Source organism: Luteibacter sp. 329MFSha (genome assembly GCF_900111665.1).
GTDB lineage: Bacteria > Pseudomonadota > Gammaproteobacteria > Xanthomonadales > Rhodanobacteraceae > Luteibacter.
Genome location: NZ_FOJE01000001.1, coordinates 2,162,944 through 2,176,825, shown reverse-complemented (window position 1 = coordinate 2,176,825; position 13,882 = coordinate 2,162,944). Strand labels below are relative to the sequence as shown.

Genomic DNA, 13,882 nt, shown 5'->3' with positions numbered 1-13,882 from the left:
CATGGCAAAGGGTAAGTTCGAACGTAAGAAGCCGCACGTCAACGTCGGCACCATCGGTCACGTCGATCACGGCAAGACCACGCTCACGGCTGCCCTGACGAAGATCGGCGCCGAGCGTTTCGGCGGTGAATTCAAGGACTACGGTTCGATCGACGCGGCGCCGGAAGAGAAGGCGCGCGGCATCACGATCTCGACCGCGCACGTGGAATACGAATCGCCGACCCGTCACTACGGTCACGTCGATTGCCCGGGCCACGCCGACTACGTCAAGAACATGATCACGGGTGCGGCGCAGATGGACGGCGCGATCCTGGTCTGCTCGGCCGCTGACGGCCCGATGCCGCAGACGCGCGAGCACATCCTGCTGTCGCGTCAGGTCGGCGTGCCGTACATCGTCGTGTTCCTGAACAAGGCCGACATGGTGGACGACGCCGAGCTGCTCGAGCTGGTCGAGATGGAAGTGCGCGAGCTGCTGTCGAAGTACGAGTTCCCGGGCGACGACACCCCGATCATCGCGGGTTCGGCGCGTCTGGCGCTGGACGGCGACCAGTCGGACATCGGCGTGCCGGCGATCATCAAGCTGGTCGACGCGCTCGACAGCTGGATCCCGGAGCCGGAGCGCGACATCGACAAGCCGTTCCTGCTGCCGGTCGAAGACGTGTTCTCGATCTCGGGTCGCGGCACGGTGCTGACCGGTCGCGTCGAGCGCGGCATCGTCAAGGTGGGTGACGCGGCCGAAGTGGTCGGTCTGAAGGACACCCAGAGCACGACGGTGACGGGCGTGGAAATGTTCCGCAAGCTGCTGGACCAGGGTCAGGCCGGTGACAACGTCGGTGTGCTGGTCCGCGGTCTGAAGCGCGAAGACGTCGAGCGTGGCCAGGTGCTGGCCAAGCCGGGTTCGGTGACGCCGCACACGCAGTTCGAGGGTGAGGTGTACATCCTGTCGAAGGACGAGGGTGGCCGTCACACGCCGTTCTTCAGCAACTACCGTCCGCAGTTCTACTTCCGCACGACGGACGTGACCGGTTCGATCAAGCTGCCGGAAGGCACCGAGATGGTGATGCCGGGCGACAACGTGAAGATCACGGTCGAGCTCGGTTTCCCGATCGCGATGGACGAAGGTCTGCGCTTCGCGATCCGCGAAGGCGGCCGCACCGTCGGCGCCGGCGTGGTGTCGAAGATCATCAAGTAAGTCGGGTTCCCGCTATGGGAAGACGAGAGGCGAGGACGCGAGTCCTCGCCTTTTTTTGTATTGGGGACTGGGGATAGGGGGTGGGGCGGCATGGCCGGCGTGCGACCTGGGTTGCGGGATAGTCTGCGCTGGCGCGTCGCGTTGAATTGCGTGGCAGCGTTCGATCGCGCGCCCCCATTTCCCACCTCCCATCTCCCGCTCCAACCACCCCCTTCCATTCCTGCAAAGGCCCTGCTACAATTCGCGGGCTAAGATTCCCGGGTGCCTCCACGGCCCCGGACCACGCGAAATGAGGTGCACGGAAGGCGCTTCGAGTTCGCAGGCAGGGAAGCCGGGTAGGGTGCCAATCGCCGACGGGGCTCACGCTCTGTTGACGTTATTTTTTGCGCATTCTATACTCTTTCGTCTAGGCGGGCTGTTTATTCGGCCTGCCTGACTTTTTCGGGTCGTTCGGGTGGCTTCCAGCCGCTGCGGAGCGGCCCGTTGCGGTACCCGTAGTTTGTAGTTTTGGGTTGTGCGGGGGTGGCGAGAAGCCCCTCCGAATCACAAGAACGTTCTTTCGATAACAGGACACGGTTTTATGGCGAACCAAAAGATTCGCATCCGGCTCAAGGCGTTCGATCATCGTCTGATCGACCGTTCGGCCAGCGAAATCGTCGAGACGGCCAAGCGCACTGGCGCCACGGTCCTCGGCCCGATTCCGCTGCCGACCAAGATCGAGCGCTACACCATTCTGGTGTCGCCGCACGTCGACAAAGATGCCCGCGACCAGTACGAGACCCGTACTCACAAGCGCGTTCTGGACATCGTCGACCCCAACGACAAAACCGTGGACGCGCTCATGAAGCTCGATCTCGCGGCTGGCGTTGACGTCCAGATCAAGCTCGGCTGAGCGGACTAAAGGATACGAAGATGAGTATCGGACTGGTTGGCCGCAAGTGCGGCATGAGCCGGCTCTTCACCGAAGACGGCCGCTCGATTCCGGTGACGCTGATTGAAGCGACCCCGAATCGCGTGACGCAGGTGAAGACCGAAGAAAACGACGGCTACAGCGCCGTGCAGGTCACGACGGGCGCGAAGCGCGCCTCGCTCCTGACCGCCCCGCTGAAGGGCCATTACGCTAACGCCAAGGTCGAGCCGGGCCGCGGTCTGTGGGAGTTCCGCGTTTCCGCGGAAGACGCAGGCAAGTACGCGATCGGCACCGAGATCAAGGCGGACGACGTGTTCACCGTCGGTCAGACGGTCGACGTCGCCGGCGTGTCGAAGGGTAAGGGTTTCCAGGGCACCATCAAGCGTCACCACTTCAAGATGGGCGACGCCACGCACGGTAACTCGCTGTCGCATCGCGCCCCGGGCTCGATCGGCCAGCGCCAGACGCCGGGCCGCGTGTTCCCTGGTAAGAAGATGTCGGGCCACATGGGTGCGGTGAACCGCACGCAGCAGGGCCTCGAAGTTGTCAAGGTCGACGCCGAGCGCCACCTGATCGCGGTCAAGGGCGCAGTCCCGGGCGCGCCGGGCGGTGACGTCGTGATTCGTCCGACGACCAAGGGCTGAGGAGAGACGCCATGGAACTCAACGTTATTGGCGCCAAGGCGCTCACCGTGTCGGACGACGTGTTCGGCGGCGAGTACAAGAAGGCCCTCGTGCACCAGGTCGTCACCGCCTATCAGGCGGCTGGCCGTGCCGGTACGAAGGCTCAGCTGTCTCGCGGTCAGATGTCGGGTACGACCAAGAAGTTCAAGAAGCAGAAGGGCGGCGGCGCTCGTCACGGCGATTACCGCGCTCCGATCTTCGTCGGTGGTGGTGTGACGTTCGCAGCGAAGCCGCGCAGCTTCGAGCAGAAGGTCAACCGTAAGGCTTACCGCGTCGCGATCCGTTCGATCGTCGCCGAGCTGAACCGCCAGAACCGTCTGAAGGTCGTCTCCGAGCTGTCGATGGAAGCCCCGAGCACCAAGGGCATGATCGCCAAGCTCGCCGAGCTCGAAGTCAAGGGTCGCGTGCTGCTGGTGTCGGAAGACGCCACCGAAGCGCTGTACCTGTCCGCTCGCAACATTCCGTACATCCACGTCGTCGACGTGCTGGCCCTGAATCCGGTCAGCCTGGTCGGCAGCGACTACGTCGTCATGACGGTGGACGCGGTCAAGAAGGTCGAGGAGTGGCTCGCATGAGCACCGAACGCACGCTCAACACGCTTCGCGCGCCGCACATCTCCGAGAAGTCGGCTCGCCTTGCTGAGAACAACCAGTACGTTTTCGTCGTGGCGCCCGAGGCGACCAAGGCCGATGTCCGCGCAGCGGTGGAACACCTCTTCGACGTCAAGGTCGTGGACGTGAACCTCGTGAACACGAAGGGCAAGGTCAAGTCGTTCCGCTTCCGCACTGGCAACCGCCAGGGCAAGCGTAAGGCCTACGTGCGCCTCGCCGACGGTCACACGATCGACGTGTCGGCCAAGGCCTGAGCCAGGAGTTGAATTGAGATGGCACTGATCACTCACAAGCCGACCTCCCCGGGCCGCCGCGACGCAGTCAGCGTGCGGACCGAAGGTCTGCACAAGGGCGCACCGTACGCGCCCCTGACCGAATCGCAGTCGAAGACCGGCGGTCGCAACCACTTCGGTCGCATCACCACGCGTCATCGCGGCGGCGGTCACAAGCAGGCTTACCGCATCATCGATTTCAAGCGTGACAAGGAAGGCATCGCCGCCGTTGTCGAGCGTCTGGAATACGATCCGAACCGCACCGCGCACATCGCGCTGCTGTGCTACGCCGACGGCGAGCGCCGCTACATCATCGCGCCGAAGGGCGTGGCGGTGGGCGACCGTCTCGTGTCGGGTTCCGACTCCCCGATCAAGCCGGGCAACTGCCTGCCGCTTCGTTCGATCCCGGTCGGTTCCACGATCCACTGCATCGAGATGAAGCCGGGCAAGGGTGCGCAGATCGCGCGTTCGGCCGGCGCCTCGGTCCAGCTGGTCGCTCGCGAGCAGGGCTACGCCACGCTGCGTCTCCGCTCCGGCGAAATGCGTCGCGTCCCGGTCGAATGCCGCGCCACCATCGGTGAAGTCGGCAACTCCGAGCACAGCCTGCGCAAGCTCGGCAAGGCCGGCGCCAAGCGTTGGAAGGGCATCCGTCCGACCGTCCGCGGCGTGGTCATGAACCCGGTCGACCATCCGCACGGCGGTGGTGAAGGCCGTACCTCCGGCGGCCGTCATCCGGTCAGCCCGTGGGGCACGCCGACCAAGGGTTACAAGACGCGCAACAACAAGCGCACCCAGCAGTTCATCGTGCGTCGTCGCAAGTAATAGGAAACGATCATGCCGCGCTCTCTAAAGAAAGGTCCGTTCGTTGACCTGCACCTCGTAAAGAAGGTGGAAGCCGCCGTTTCCGCCAACAACAAGCGTCCGATCAAGACCTGGTCGCGTCGCTCGATGATCCTGCCGGAGATGGTCGGTCTGACCATCGCCATCCACAACGGCCGCCAGCACGTGCCGGTGCTCATCAACGAGAACATGGTCGGGCACAAGCTCGGCGAGTTCGCGGTGACCCGCACCTACAAGGGCCACGCCGGCGATAAGAAGGGCAAGTGATGAGCACCGAAGCCAAAGCGATCCTGCGCAGCGCCCGCATCTCGGCGCAGAAGGCACGCCTGGTGGCTGACCTGGTCCGCGGTATGCCCGTGGGCCGAGCCAGCGACGTGCTCGCCTTTACCAACAAGAAAGCCGCCCACCTTGTCCGCAAGGTGCTGCTCTCCGCCGTCGCCAACGCCGAGAACAACCTCGGTGCCGACGTCGACGAGCTGAAGGTGGCTCGCATCTTCGTCGACGAAGGTCCGGCGATGAAGCGTATGTATGCCCGCGCCAAAGGCCGCGGTTCGCGCATCCTGAAGCGCACCAGCCACATCACTGTGGTTGTGGGCAACTGACTGGGGTAAGAAACGATGGGTCACAAAGTTCATCCCACCGGTATCCGCCTCGGCATTGCCAAGGACTGGAACTCGAAGTGGTACGCCAACAAGGGTGAGTACGCCCAGTACCTCGCTGCCGACCTCAAGGTCCGCGAGATGCTGCGCAAGAAGCTCGCCGCCGCCGGTATCTCGAAGATCCAGATCGAGCGCCCGGCCAAGACCGCCCGCGTGACGATCCACACCGCCCGTCCGGGCGTGGTGATCGGCAAGAAGGGCGAGGACATCGAGAAGCTCCGTAAGGAAGTCACCGACATGATGGGCGTCCCGACGCACATCAACGTCAGCGAAGTCCGTAAGCCGGAGCTCGATGCCCAGCTCGTCGCGGAGTCCATCGCTCAGCAGCTCGAGCGTCGCATCATGTTCCGCCGCGCGATGAAGCGCTCGGTCGGCAACGCGATGCGCCTCGGTGCCCTCGGCATCAAGATCAACGTTTCCGGCCGTCTCAACGGCGCCGAAATCGCGCGCTCCGAGTGGGCCCGCGAAGGTCGCGTTCCGCTGCACACCCTGCGTGCGGACATCGACTACGGCACCGCCGAGGCCAAGACCCAGTACGGCATCATCGGTGTCAAGGTGTGGGTCTACAAGGGCGAGATCTTCGATCTGGCGGCCGCCACGGCTGAGTCGAAGGAAGAACAGCAGCCTCAGCAGTCGTCGCGTCGCGAGGGTGGTGAAAACCGCCGCGATCGCGATCGGGCTGCCAAGTAAGGAGCGTTGCCATGTTGCAACCGAAGCGTACCAAGTACCGCAAGATGCATAAGGGCCGTAACGACGGCCTGGCATTCAACTCCAACCTCGTGAGCTTTGGCGAGTACGGCCTGAAGTCGACGACGCACGGTCAGCTGACCGCGCGCCAGATCGAAGCGGCCCGTCGTTGCATCACGCGCTACGTGAAGCGTGGCGGCAAGCTCTGGATCCGCGTGTTCCCGGACAAGCCGATCACCCGCAAGCCCATCGAAGTCCGAATGGGTGCAGGTAAGGGTGGCGTCGAGTTCTGGGTCGCCCTGATCCAGCCGGGCCGCATGCTTTATGAAATCGAAGGCGTCGACGAGGCGACCGCGCGCGAGGCGTTCCGCCTGGCCGCTGCCAAGCTCTCGGTCCAGACCCAGTTCGTCTCCAGGGCGGTGATGTAATGGCCATCAAAGAAATCAACGACAAGTCGGCGGAAGAGCTGAAGCAGCATCTGCTGGACCTTCGCAAGGAGCAGTTCAATCTGCGCATGCAGAAAGGCTCCGGTCAGCTCACTCAGCCGCACCAGCTGCGCCGCGTTCGGCGTGACATCGCCCGCACGAAGTTCGTGCTCGGCGGCAAGAAGTAAGGACGGCGGACATGAGCGATAACACGAAGGCGGCACGCACCCTCACGGGTCGTGTCATCAGCAACAAGATGGCCAACACGGTAACGGTCCTGATCGAGCGCCAGGTGCAGCACCCGCTGCTCGGCAAGATCATCCGCCGCTCCACGAAGCTCCACGCACACGACGAAACCGGTGCGAACGAGGGCGACGTGGTCCGCATCGCGGAGTGCCGTCCGCTGTCGAAGACGAAGCACCACCGCGTGGTCGAAATCGTCACGCGCGCTGAAGTTTAAGGAGAGCTGCGATGATCCAGATGCAAAGCACGCTTTCCGCGGCGGACAACAGCGGCGCGAAGGAACTGATGTGCATCAAGGTGCTGGGCGGCTCGAAGCGCCGTTATGCCAGCGTCGGTGATGTCATCAAGGTGACCGTCAAGGACGCCATTCCCCGCGGCAAGGTCAAGAAGGGCGAGGTGTACAACGCCGTGGTGGTTCGTACCGCCAAGGGTGTGCGTCGCTCGGATGGCTCGGTTATCCGTTTCGACGGTAACGCGGCCGTCCTCCTCAACAACAAGCTCGAGCCGATCGGCACCCGTATCTTCGGGCCGGTTACCCGCGAGCTGCGCAGCGAGAAGTTCATGAAGATCGTCTCGCTCGCGCCTGAAGTGCTCTGAGCGGAGGCCAGACCATGAACCGTATCCGCAAGGGTGATAACGTCGTCGTCATCACCGGCAAGAACAAGGGCCAGCGCGGTGACGTGCTGCGCGTCGATGGCGACCGCGTGGTCGTCTCGAACGTGAACCTCGTCAAGCGCCACACCAAGCCGAACCCGCAGGCCAACCAGCCGGGCGGTATCGTCGAGCGTGAGGCCTCGATCCATATCTCCAATGTCCAGCTCTTCAACTCCGCCACGAACAAGGGCGAGCGCGTTGGCACCAAGACGCTCGAGGACGGGCGCAAGGTGCGCGTGTTCCGTTCGGGCGAAGTGGTCGACGCGTAAGGAATCGAAGTCATGACCCGCCTTGAAACGTTTTACAAAGAGTCGGTAATGAAGAAGCTCACCGAGCGCTTCGGTTACCAGAACGTCATGCAGGTTCCGCGCATCACGAAGATCACGCTCAACATGGGCGTCGGCGAAGCCGCCGGTAACAAGAAGATCCTCGAGAACGCGGTCGCCGACATGACCAAGATCGCTGGCCAGAAGCCGGTCACGACGAAGGCCCGCGTGTCGGTCGCTTCGTTCAAGATCCGCGACGGTTGGCCGATCGGTTGCAAGGTCACGCTCCGTCGTGCCCAGATGTGGGAATTCCTGGACCGCCTGATCAACATCTCGCTGCCGCGTACGCGCGACTTCCGTGGTGTCTCCGGCCGTGCCTTCGATGGCCGTGGTAACTACAACTTCGGCATCAAGGAACAGATCATCTTCCCGGAAATCGACTTCGATCAGGTCGACGCGCTGCGCGGTATGGATATCTCCATCACCACGACCGCCAAGTCCGACGAAGAAGCCAAGGCGCTGCTGGAAGCCTTCAGCTTCCCGTTCCGCAACTGATTACAGGTAGAACATGGCCAAGACCTCGATGATCGAGCGCGATATCAAGCGCTCCAAGCTCGTCAAGAAGTACGCCGCCAAGCGCGCCGAACTGAAGGCGATCGTGCTGAGCGCCACCGCCTCGTATGACGAGAAGATGGAAGCCCAGACGAAGCTGCAGAAGCTTCCCCGCGATGCGAGCCCGTCGCGCCAGCGTAACCGCTGCGCCCTGACCGGTCGTCCGCGTGGCGTCTACAGCAAGTTCGGCCTGGGCCGCAACAAGCTCCGCGAAGCCACCATGCGTGGCGACGTGCCGGGCCTGCGCAAGGCTAGCTGGTAAAAAACTCGCCAACGGCGGGACAAGCTGTTATAGTCGTCGGTCTGCGCAACGCAGACCGACTTCTGTCGGCTTTACAATTTAAGATTTCCGGTAATTCGGATATCGGTGCACTCTCAAGGGTTTTCTTATGAGCATGACTGATCCCATCGCCGATCTGTTTACGCGCATCCGCAATGGCCAGGCATCTGGCAAGTCGGTTGTCCGTATGCCGTCGTCGAAGATGAAGCTGGCCGTTGCCACGCTTCTGCAGAACGAAGGCTATATCCTCGACGCCCGCACCGCCGACGAAGGCGGCAAGCCGGTCCTCGAGATCAAGCTGAAGTATTTCGAAGGCCGTCCGGCCATCGAGTCCATTTCCCGTGTCAGCCGTTCCGGTCTCCGCGTCTACCGCGGCAAGGACGAGCTGCCGAAGGTCCTCGGCGGCCTGGGTATCTCGATCATCTCGACTTCCGCCGGTCTCCTGACCGACGCGCAGGCCCGTGCCAAGGGTCTGGGCGGCGAAGTCATCGGCCAGGTGGCGTAAGGAGTCCCGACATGTCACGTGTAGCCAAAAAGCCCATCACGCTCGCCAAGGGCGTCGAACTCTCGGTCGCCAACGGCACCGTCACCGTCAAGGGCCCGAAGGGCACCCTGACCACCCATGAACTGCCGGGCGTTTCGTTCCAGCAGGAAAACGGCGTGGTGAACATCGTTCTCGCCGACGGCGCGGACGACAAGTTCGGCGGCACGGCGCGTGCAATCGTCGCCAACATGGTCCAGGGCGTGTCGGCCGGCTTCGAGAAGAAGCTCGAGCTCGTCGGCGTCGGTTACCGCGCTCAGCTCACCGGCAAGTCGGTGAACCTGTCGCTCGGTTACTCGCACCCGGTCGTGTTCGAGGCGCCGGAAGGCATCACCATCGAAGTCCCGACGCAGACGGAAGTCCTCATCAAGGGCGCCGACAAGCAGCTCGTGGGCCAGGTGGCAGCCAAGATCCGCGCATTCCGTTCGCCGGAGCCCTACAAGGGCAAGGGCGTCCGTTACGCCGGCGAGACGATCATCCTGAAGGAAGCCAAGAAGGCTTAATAAGCCTATCCGCTTCCTGGAGACGAGACGATGAACAAGAACGAATCCCGCCTGCGCCGCGCCAAGTCGACCCGCGCCCACATCCGTGAGCTCGCCGTCGCCCGCCTGAGCGTGCACCGCACCGGTCAGCACATCTACGCCCAGGTCTTCGCGCCGAACGGCACCGTCGTGGCAGCCGCCTCGACCGTGCAGAAGTCGGTCGCCGAAGGCCTCAAGAGCAAGAAGAACGTCGAAGCCGCCTCCACGGTGGGTCGCATCGTTGCCGAGCGCGCCAAGGCCGCCGGTATCGAAGCCGTCGCGTTCGACCGCTCGGGTTTCCGTTATCACGGTCGCATCAAGGCACTTGCCGACGCGGCGCGTGAGGCCGGCCTCAAGTTCTAAGAGGCGTCAGGCCACGGCATCGGCCCCTCGGGGCCGGTGTCGCCCGAAGTACCTACAACTCCAAGCGGCGACCAAGCCGTAAACGTGAAGTCCCGGGGTCCTTCCCGGGCAGACAGGAAAAGAGATGTCCTCGACAGATCGCGAAAATTCGGACGGCATGCTTGAAAAGCTGATCGCCGTCAACCGCGTGGCCAAGACCGTCAAGGGTGGCCGCCAGATGAGCTTCACCGCGCTGACGGTCGTCGGCGATGGCGAGGGTCGCGTCGGCTTCGGTTATGGCAAGGCCCGTGAAGTGCCGGTCGCCATTTCCAAGGCCATGGAGCGCGCCCGCCGCAACATGGTGACCATCGAACTGAACAACGGCACGCTGTGGTACGCCATCAAGGCCAACCACGGTGCGGCCCGCGTCTTCATGCAGCCCGCTTCCGAGGGTACCGGCGTCATCGCCGGCGGTGCCATGCGCGCCGTCCTCGAAGTCGTCGGCGTGAAGAACGTCCTCGCGAAGGCCGTCGGCTCGCGCAACCCGATCAACCTCGTCCGCGCGACGATCAAGGGTCTGCAGGCCGTCGCCTCGCCGAAGCGCATCGCCGCCAAGCGTGGCAAGACGATCGAAGAGGTGCTGGGCAATGGCTAAGAACAACGAAACCGCCGGCACCGTCCGCGTCCGCCTGGTCAAGGGCCTGCGCGGTGTGCAGGGTCGTCATCGTCTGAGCGTCAAGGCCCTCGGCCTGAACAAGCTCAACGATGTGCGCGAACTGAAGGATAGCCCCCAGGTCCGTGGTCTGATCAACACGGTCTACTACCTGGTCCGGGTCGAGGAGTAAGCATCATGCGTCTTAACGACATCAAGCCCGGCAAGGGCGCCCGCAAGACCCGCACCCGCGTCGCCCGCGGTATCGGCTCCGGCCTCGGCAAGACCGCCGGCCGTGGTCACAAGGGTCAGCACGCCCGTGCCGGTAACACGCACCGCGTCGGTTTCGAAGGCGGTCAGATGCCGCTGCAGCGTCGTCTTCCGAAGGTGGGCTTCCGCTCGCTGAAGAAGGCCGACACCGAGCAGGTCATGCTGTACCAGCTGGCGTCGATCCAGGCCGACACGATCGACCTGATCGCTCTGCACGCCGCTGGCCTCGTGTCCAGCCGCGCCAAGAAGGTCAAGGTGGTGCTGAAGGGCGAGATCTCTCGCGCCATCAAGCTCCAGGGCGTGCTTGCGACGGCCGGCGCCAAGGCGGCCATCGAAGCCGCCGGCGGCAGCGTGGAGTAATCAGGTGGCTGCAGCGCAGGGCACAACGCTCGGCTCGCTGGGCAAACTGACGGAACTGCGTCAGCGCATCTTTTTCCTTATCGGTGCGCTGATCGTCTTCCGCCTCGGTTCGTTCATTCCCGTTCCGGGCGTGAACCCCGAGGCGATGACGAGCCTGGTCGAAGGCGGTGGCGGCCTGCTGAACATGGTCAACATGTTCTCGGGCGGTTCGCTGTCCCGCTTCTCGGTGTTCGCTCTCGGTGTGGTGCCGTACATTTCGGCATCCATCGTGGTGCAGATGATGGGCTCGGTCATTCCGTCGCTCCAGGCACTGCGCAAGGAAGGCGAGTCGGGTCGTCGCAAGATGACCATGTACACGCGCTTCGGCACGGTCGGCCTCGCGGCCTTCCAGGCCTTCGGCATCGCGGTGGCCCTGCAGAAGCAGGTCGCGGCGGGTGGTGCGCCGGTGGTCTACATGCCGGGTGCGGGCTTCGTCCTCGCGTCGGTCGTCGGCCTTACCGCCGGCACCATGTTCCTGATGTGGCTGGGTGAGCAGATCACGGAGCGCGGCATCGGCAACGGCATCTCGATGCTGATCTTCGCCGGTATCGTCGCGGGTCTGCCCGGTGCGATCGTGCACACGCTGACCATGGCGAACAACGGCGAGCTGTCGGTGCTGAAGCTGCTGATGGTCACCGTGGTGATCCTCGCGGTCACGGCGTTCGTGGTGTTCATGGAGCGCGCCCAGCGGCGTATCACCGTGAACTACGCGAAGCAGGGCAGCCAGCGTCAGTTCCAGCGCCAGACCTCGCACCTGCCGCTGAAGATCAACATGGCGGGCGTCATTCCGCCGATCTTCGCGACCAGCCTGCTGCTTTTCCCTGCAACCGCGGCAACCTGGTTCGGCTCCGCCCACCAGTCCCGCTGGCTGCAGTGGCTGACCACGGCGCTGAGCCCGGGTGAGCCGGTCCACGACATCGTGTTCGCGGTGCTGGTGATCGGATTCGCCTTCTTCTATACGGCGATCGTGTTCAACTCGCAGGAAACGGCCGATAACCTCAAGCGTTCGGGCGCGTTGATTCCGGGCATCCGTCCGGGTCGCGCCACGGCGGACTACATCGATGGCGTCATGACCCGGCTCACCGGGGTCGGCGCGCTCTACATCGTGCTGGTTTGCCTGGTGCCCACGTTCATGCAGAACGCCTGGCACGTCCCGTTCTATTTCGGCGGCACTTCGCTGCTGATCGTGGTGGTGGTGGTGATGGACTTCACGGCTCAGGTCCAGGCCCATCTCGTCAGCCACCAGTACGAGAGTCTGCTCAAGAAGTCGAATCTCCGTCGCAGCTGAGACGCGACGGAACAGCCCCCAAGTAGGGGAGGCCGCGGCGCCTGGCGCCGCAGGACTTCCCGTTTAGGTTAATTCAGGTTAGAATTGCGCGTTTACCGCGCACGAAACGCATCGGAGACAGTACATCATGGCGCGCATCGCGGGTGTCAATTTGCCGGTCCAGAAGCATGTCTGGGTCGGTCTGCAGAGCATTTACGGAATCGGCCGGTCGCGGGCCAAGCAGGTCTGCGTGGACGCGGGCGTGGTTGCGACCACTCCCATCAAGTCGCTGAGCGAAGGCGAGGTCGAGAAGATCCGCGCCGAAGTCGCGAAGTACACGGTCGAAGGCGACCTCCGCCGCGAAATCGGCATGGCGGTCAAGCGCCTGATGGACCTCGGTTGCTACCGTGGCCTGCGCCATCGTCGCGGCCTGCCGGTGCGCGGCCAGCGCACGCGTACCAACGCCCGTACCCGCAAGGGTCCGCGTCGTCCGATCAAGAAGTAACGGATACCGAACATGGCTAAGCCTGTTAAGACCAAGAAGAAGATCAAGCGCGTTGTCACGGATGCCGTGGCCCACGTGCAGGCTTCTTTCAACAACACCATCGTCACGATCACCGACCGCCAGGGCAACGCCCTGTCGTGGGCGACCGCAGGCGGCGCGGGTTTCCGCGGCTCCCGCAAGTCGACCCCGTTCGCAGCGCAGGTCGCCGCCGAGAAGGCCGGCCGCGCCGCTGGCGACTACGGTGTGAAGACCGTGGAAGTGCGCATCAAGGGCCCCGGCCCGGGCCGCGAGTCGGCCGTGCGCTCTCTGAACGCGTTGGGCTACAAGGTGCTCAACATTATCGACGTCACGCCGATTCCGCATAACGGCTGCCGTCCCCCCAAGAAGCGTCGCGTCTAAGGAGCATAACCATGGCCCGTTATCGTGGAGCTACCTGCAAGCTGGCGCGTCGTGAGGGTACGGACCTCGGTCTGAAGAGCCCGGCTCGCGCGCTTGATTCCAAGTGCAAGCTCGAAAACAAGCCCGGTCAGCATGGCGCCAACAAGCGCGCCCGTCTGTCCGACTACGCTGTGCAGCTTCGTGAGAAGCAGAAGGTCAAGCGCATCTACGGTGTGCTCGAGCGTCAGTTCAGCAACTACTACACCAAGGCTTCGACCCAGAAGGGCAACACGGGTGAAAACCTGCTTCGCCTCCTGGAAAGCCGTCTCGACAACGTCGTCTACCGCATGGGTTTCGCGGTCACCCGCGCCCAGGCTCGTCAGCTCGTTGCCCATAAGTCCGTCACGGTCAACGGTAAGAAGGTCAACGTGCCTTCGTACCACGTCCGTCCGGGCGATGAGGTTTCGCTGACCGAGAAGGCCCGCACGCAGCTGCGCGTGCAGGAAGCGGCGACGATCTACGACACGATGGATCTTCGTCCGTCGTGGGTCGAGGTCGACAGCAAGAAGTTCGCGGGTACGTTCAAGGCCGTCCCGGATCGTGGCGATCTGCCGGCCGATATCAACGAAGCCCTGATCGTCGAGCTTTACTCGAAGTAATCCACCGGAGCCTT

Annotated in this window: 26 protein-coding genes; all 26 read left to right on the top strand. The window is 63.6% G+C overall.

Annotated features, from left to right (window positions below; all coding sequences use genetic code 11):
• Position 1: 1 nt before the first annotated feature.
• The 26 genes from tuf (at position 2) to rpsD (ending at position 13,868) form a co-directional block, all read left to right on the top strand.
• On the top strand, positions 2–1,192 hold the full coding sequence (gene tuf, locus BMW54_RS09825; RefSeq protein WP_090054999.1) for an elongation factor Tu: 1,191 nt from the start codon (positions 2–4) through the stop codon (positions 1,190–1,192).
• Between the two features lie 580 nt (positions 1,193–1,772).
• Positions 1,773–2,084 (top strand): 30S ribosomal protein S10, encoded by a 312-nt coding sequence (rpsJ, locus tag BMW54_RS09820; RefSeq protein ID WP_014402136.1) that lies wholly within the window; start codon positions 1,773–1,775, stop codon positions 2,082–2,084.
• Between the two features lie 20 nt (positions 2,085–2,104).
• Positions 2,105–2,746 (top strand): 50S ribosomal protein L3, encoded by a 642-nt coding sequence (rplC, locus tag BMW54_RS09815; RefSeq protein WP_089978135.1) that lies wholly within the window; start codon positions 2,105–2,107, stop codon positions 2,744–2,746.
• An 11-nt stretch (positions 2,747–2,757) separates the two neighbouring features.
• Positions 2,758–3,360, top strand: a complete 603-nt coding sequence (gene rplD / locus BMW54_RS09810; RefSeq protein ID WP_090054997.1) for a 50S ribosomal protein L4 — start codon at positions 2,758–2,760, stop codon at positions 3,358–3,360.
• Positions 3,357–3,650 carry a 50S ribosomal protein L23 gene (gene rplW / locus BMW54_RS09805; protein ID WP_046967254.1) on the top strand — a complete coding sequence of 98 codons (294 nt, stop codon included), beginning with the start codon at positions 3,357–3,359 and terminating at the stop codon, positions 3,648–3,650. The genes rplD and rplW overlap by 4 nt, the downstream gene beginning before the upstream one ends.
• An 18-nt stretch (positions 3,651–3,668) precedes the next feature.
• Positions 3,669–4,490: a 50S ribosomal protein L2 gene (gene rplB / locus BMW54_RS09800; protein WP_090054995.1), complete on the top strand. Its 822-nt coding sequence runs from the start codon at positions 3,669–3,671 to the stop codon at positions 4,488–4,490.
• Positions 4,491–4,502: 12 nt separating this feature from the next.
• Positions 4,503–4,775, top strand: coding sequence for a 30S ribosomal protein S19 (gene rpsS, locus BMW54_RS09795; protein ID WP_029213892.1), 273 nt, complete (start codon positions 4,503–4,505; stop codon positions 4,773–4,775).
• Entirely contained in the window at positions 4,775–5,110 is a 336-nt protein-coding gene (gene rplV, locus BMW54_RS09790; protein WP_029213891.1) for a 50S ribosomal protein L22, read from the top strand. The genes rpsS and rplV overlap by 1 nt, the downstream gene beginning before the upstream one ends.
• A gap of 15 nt (positions 5,111–5,125) precedes the next feature.
• Positions 5,126–5,857, top strand: coding sequence for a 30S ribosomal protein S3 (rpsC, locus tag BMW54_RS09785; protein ID WP_090054994.1), 732 nt, complete (start codon positions 5,126–5,128; stop codon positions 5,855–5,857).
• 11 nt (positions 5,858–5,868) lie between these two features.
• Positions 5,869–6,282, top strand: a complete 414-nt coding sequence (gene rplP / locus BMW54_RS09780) for a 50S ribosomal protein L16 (protein WP_090054992.1) — start codon at positions 5,869–5,871, stop codon at positions 6,280–6,282.
• Positions 6,282–6,467, top strand: a complete 186-nt coding sequence (rpmC, locus tag BMW54_RS09775; RefSeq protein ID WP_090054990.1) for a 50S ribosomal protein L29 — start codon at positions 6,282–6,284, stop codon at positions 6,465–6,467. The genes rplP and rpmC overlap by 1 nt, the downstream gene beginning before the upstream one ends.
• A gap of 11 nt (positions 6,468–6,478) precedes the next feature.
• Entirely contained in the window at positions 6,479–6,739 is a 261-nt protein-coding gene (gene rpsQ, locus BMW54_RS09770) for a 30S ribosomal protein S17 (protein WP_090054989.1), read from the top strand.
• 11 nt (positions 6,740–6,750) lie between these two features.
• Positions 6,751–7,119 (top strand): 50S ribosomal protein L14, encoded by a 369-nt coding sequence (gene rplN, locus BMW54_RS09765; RefSeq protein ID WP_090054987.1) that lies wholly within the window; start codon positions 6,751–6,753, stop codon positions 7,117–7,119.
• A 14-nt stretch (positions 7,120–7,133) separates the two neighbouring features.
• Positions 7,134–7,445 carry a 50S ribosomal protein L24 gene (gene rplX, locus BMW54_RS09760; protein ID WP_090054986.1) on the top strand — a complete coding sequence of 104 codons (312 nt, stop codon included), beginning with the start codon at positions 7,134–7,136 and terminating at the stop codon, positions 7,443–7,445.
• A 12-nt stretch (positions 7,446–7,457) separates the two neighbouring features.
• A complete protein-coding gene (gene rplE, locus BMW54_RS09755) occupies positions 7,458–7,997 on the top strand; it encodes a 50S ribosomal protein L5 (protein WP_090054984.1) in 540 nt (179 codons plus the stop codon).
• 13 nt (positions 7,998–8,010) lie between these two features.
• Positions 8,011–8,316 carry a 30S ribosomal protein S14 gene (rpsN, locus tag BMW54_RS09750; protein ID WP_090054983.1) on the top strand — a complete coding sequence of 102 codons (306 nt, stop codon included), beginning with the start codon at positions 8,011–8,013 and terminating at the stop codon, positions 8,314–8,316.
• 127 nt (positions 8,317–8,443) lie between these two features.
• The gene (rpsH, locus tag BMW54_RS09745; protein ID WP_090054982.1) at positions 8,444–8,839 is read left to right on the top strand and encodes a 30S ribosomal protein S8; all 396 of its coding nucleotides are present in this window, start codon (positions 8,444–8,446) and stop codon (positions 8,837–8,839) included.
• 11 nt (positions 8,840–8,850) lie between these two features.
• Positions 8,851–9,378 carry a 50S ribosomal protein L6 gene (rplF, locus tag BMW54_RS09740; protein ID WP_090054980.1) on the top strand — a complete coding sequence of 176 codons (528 nt, stop codon included), beginning with the start codon at positions 8,851–8,853 and terminating at the stop codon, positions 9,376–9,378.
• A 30-nt stretch (positions 9,379–9,408) separates the two neighbouring features.
• On the top strand, positions 9,409–9,759 hold the full coding sequence (rplR, locus tag BMW54_RS09735) for a 50S ribosomal protein L18 (RefSeq protein WP_090054978.1): 351 nt from the start codon (positions 9,409–9,411) through the stop codon (positions 9,757–9,759).
• Between the two features lie 124 nt (positions 9,760–9,883).
• Positions 9,884–10,393: a 30S ribosomal protein S5 gene (rpsE, locus tag BMW54_RS09730; protein ID WP_090054977.1), complete on the top strand. Its 510-nt coding sequence runs from the start codon at positions 9,884–9,886 to the stop codon at positions 10,391–10,393.
• Positions 10,386–10,583 (top strand): 50S ribosomal protein L30, encoded by a 198-nt coding sequence (gene rpmD / locus BMW54_RS09725; RefSeq protein ID WP_045831139.1) that lies wholly within the window; start codon positions 10,386–10,388, stop codon positions 10,581–10,583. Before rpsE ends, rpmD begins: the two co-directional genes overlap by 8 nt.
• 5 nt (positions 10,584–10,588) lie before the next feature.
• Positions 10,589–11,020, top strand: a complete 432-nt coding sequence (gene rplO, locus BMW54_RS09720) for a 50S ribosomal protein L15 (protein ID WP_090054975.1) — start codon at positions 10,589–10,591, stop codon at positions 11,018–11,020.
• Between the two features lie 4 nt (positions 11,021–11,024).
• Positions 11,025–12,347, top strand: a complete 1,323-nt coding sequence (gene secY, locus BMW54_RS09715; RefSeq protein ID WP_090054974.1) for a preprotein translocase subunit SecY — start codon at positions 11,025–11,027, stop codon at positions 12,345–12,347.
• Positions 12,348–12,474: 127 nt separating this feature from the next.
• A complete protein-coding gene (gene rpsM / locus BMW54_RS09710) occupies positions 12,475–12,831 on the top strand; it encodes a 30S ribosomal protein S13 (RefSeq protein ID WP_072322787.1) in 357 nt (118 codons plus the stop codon).
• A 12-nt stretch (positions 12,832–12,843) separates the two neighbouring features.
• Positions 12,844–13,230 (top strand): 30S ribosomal protein S11, encoded by a 387-nt coding sequence (rpsK, locus tag BMW54_RS09705; protein WP_007513384.1) that lies wholly within the window; start codon positions 12,844–12,846, stop codon positions 13,228–13,230.
• Positions 13,231–13,241: 11 nt separating this feature from the next.
• The gene (rpsD, locus tag BMW54_RS09700; protein WP_090054972.1) at positions 13,242–13,868 is read left to right on the top strand and encodes a 30S ribosomal protein S4; all 627 of its coding nucleotides are present in this window, start codon (positions 13,242–13,244) and stop codon (positions 13,866–13,868) included.
• Positions 13,869–13,882: the final 14 nt, after the last annotated feature.

Bases quoted from the DNA above. Each gene is read 5' to 3' on its own strand.
- tuf (WP_090054999.1), top strand. From the start codon at position 2: ATGGCAAAGGGTAAGTTCGAACGTAAGAAGCCGCACGTCAACGTCGGC.
- rpsJ (WP_014402136.1), top strand. From the start codon at position 1,773: ATGGCGAACCAAAAGATTCGCATCCGGCTCAAGGCGTTCGATCATCGT.
- rplC (WP_089978135.1), top strand. From the start codon at position 2,105: ATGAGTATCGGACTGGTTGGCCGCAAGTGCGGCATGAGCCGGCTCTTC.
- rplD (WP_090054997.1), top strand. From the start codon at position 2,758: ATGGAACTCAACGTTATTGGCGCCAAGGCGCTCACCGTGTCGGACGAC.
- rplW (WP_046967254.1), top strand. From the start codon at position 3,357: ATGAGCACCGAACGCACGCTCAACACGCTTCGCGCGCCGCACATCTCC.
- rplB (WP_090054995.1), top strand. From the start codon at position 3,669: ATGGCACTGATCACTCACAAGCCGACCTCCCCGGGCCGCCGCGACGCA.
- rpsS (WP_029213892.1), top strand. From the start codon at position 4,503: ATGCCGCGCTCTCTAAAGAAAGGTCCGTTCGTTGACCTGCACCTCGTA.
- rplV (WP_029213891.1), top strand. From the start codon at position 4,775: ATGAGCACCGAAGCCAAAGCGATCCTGCGCAGCGCCCGCATCTCGGCG.
- rpsC (WP_090054994.1), top strand. From the start codon at position 5,126: ATGGGTCACAAAGTTCATCCCACCGGTATCCGCCTCGGCATTGCCAAG.
- rplP (WP_090054992.1), top strand. From the start codon at position 5,869: ATGTTGCAACCGAAGCGTACCAAGTACCGCAAGATGCATAAGGGCCGT.
- rpmC (WP_090054990.1), top strand. From the start codon at position 6,282: ATGGCCATCAAAGAAATCAACGACAAGTCGGCGGAAGAGCTGAAGCAG.
- rpsQ (WP_090054989.1), top strand. From the start codon at position 6,479: ATGAGCGATAACACGAAGGCGGCACGCACCCTCACGGGTCGTGTCATC.
- rplN (WP_090054987.1), top strand. From the start codon at position 6,751: ATGATCCAGATGCAAAGCACGCTTTCCGCGGCGGACAACAGCGGCGCG.
- rplX (WP_090054986.1), top strand. From the start codon at position 7,134: ATGAACCGTATCCGCAAGGGTGATAACGTCGTCGTCATCACCGGCAAG.
- rplE (WP_090054984.1), top strand. From the start codon at position 7,458: ATGACCCGCCTTGAAACGTTTTACAAAGAGTCGGTAATGAAGAAGCTC.
- rpsN (WP_090054983.1), top strand. From the start codon at position 8,011: ATGGCCAAGACCTCGATGATCGAGCGCGATATCAAGCGCTCCAAGCTC.
- rpsH (WP_090054982.1), top strand. From the start codon at position 8,444: ATGAGCATGACTGATCCCATCGCCGATCTGTTTACGCGCATCCGCAAT.
- rplF (WP_090054980.1), top strand. From the start codon at position 8,851: ATGTCACGTGTAGCCAAAAAGCCCATCACGCTCGCCAAGGGCGTCGAA.
- rplR (WP_090054978.1), top strand. From the start codon at position 9,409: ATGAACAAGAACGAATCCCGCCTGCGCCGCGCCAAGTCGACCCGCGCC.
- rpsE (WP_090054977.1), top strand. From the start codon at position 9,884: ATGTCCTCGACAGATCGCGAAAATTCGGACGGCATGCTTGAAAAGCTG.
- rpmD (WP_045831139.1), top strand. From the start codon at position 10,386: ATGGCTAAGAACAACGAAACCGCCGGCACCGTCCGCGTCCGCCTGGTC.
- rplO (WP_090054975.1), top strand. From the start codon at position 10,589: ATGCGTCTTAACGACATCAAGCCCGGCAAGGGCGCCCGCAAGACCCGC.
- rpsM (WP_072322787.1), top strand. From the start codon at position 12,475: ATGGCGCGCATCGCGGGTGTCAATTTGCCGGTCCAGAAGCATGTCTGG.
- rpsK (WP_007513384.1), top strand. From the start codon at position 12,844: ATGGCTAAGCCTGTTAAGACCAAGAAGAAGATCAAGCGCGTTGTCACG.
- rpsD (WP_090054972.1), top strand. From the start codon at position 13,242: ATGGCCCGTTATCGTGGAGCTACCTGCAAGCTGGCGCGTCGTGAGGGT.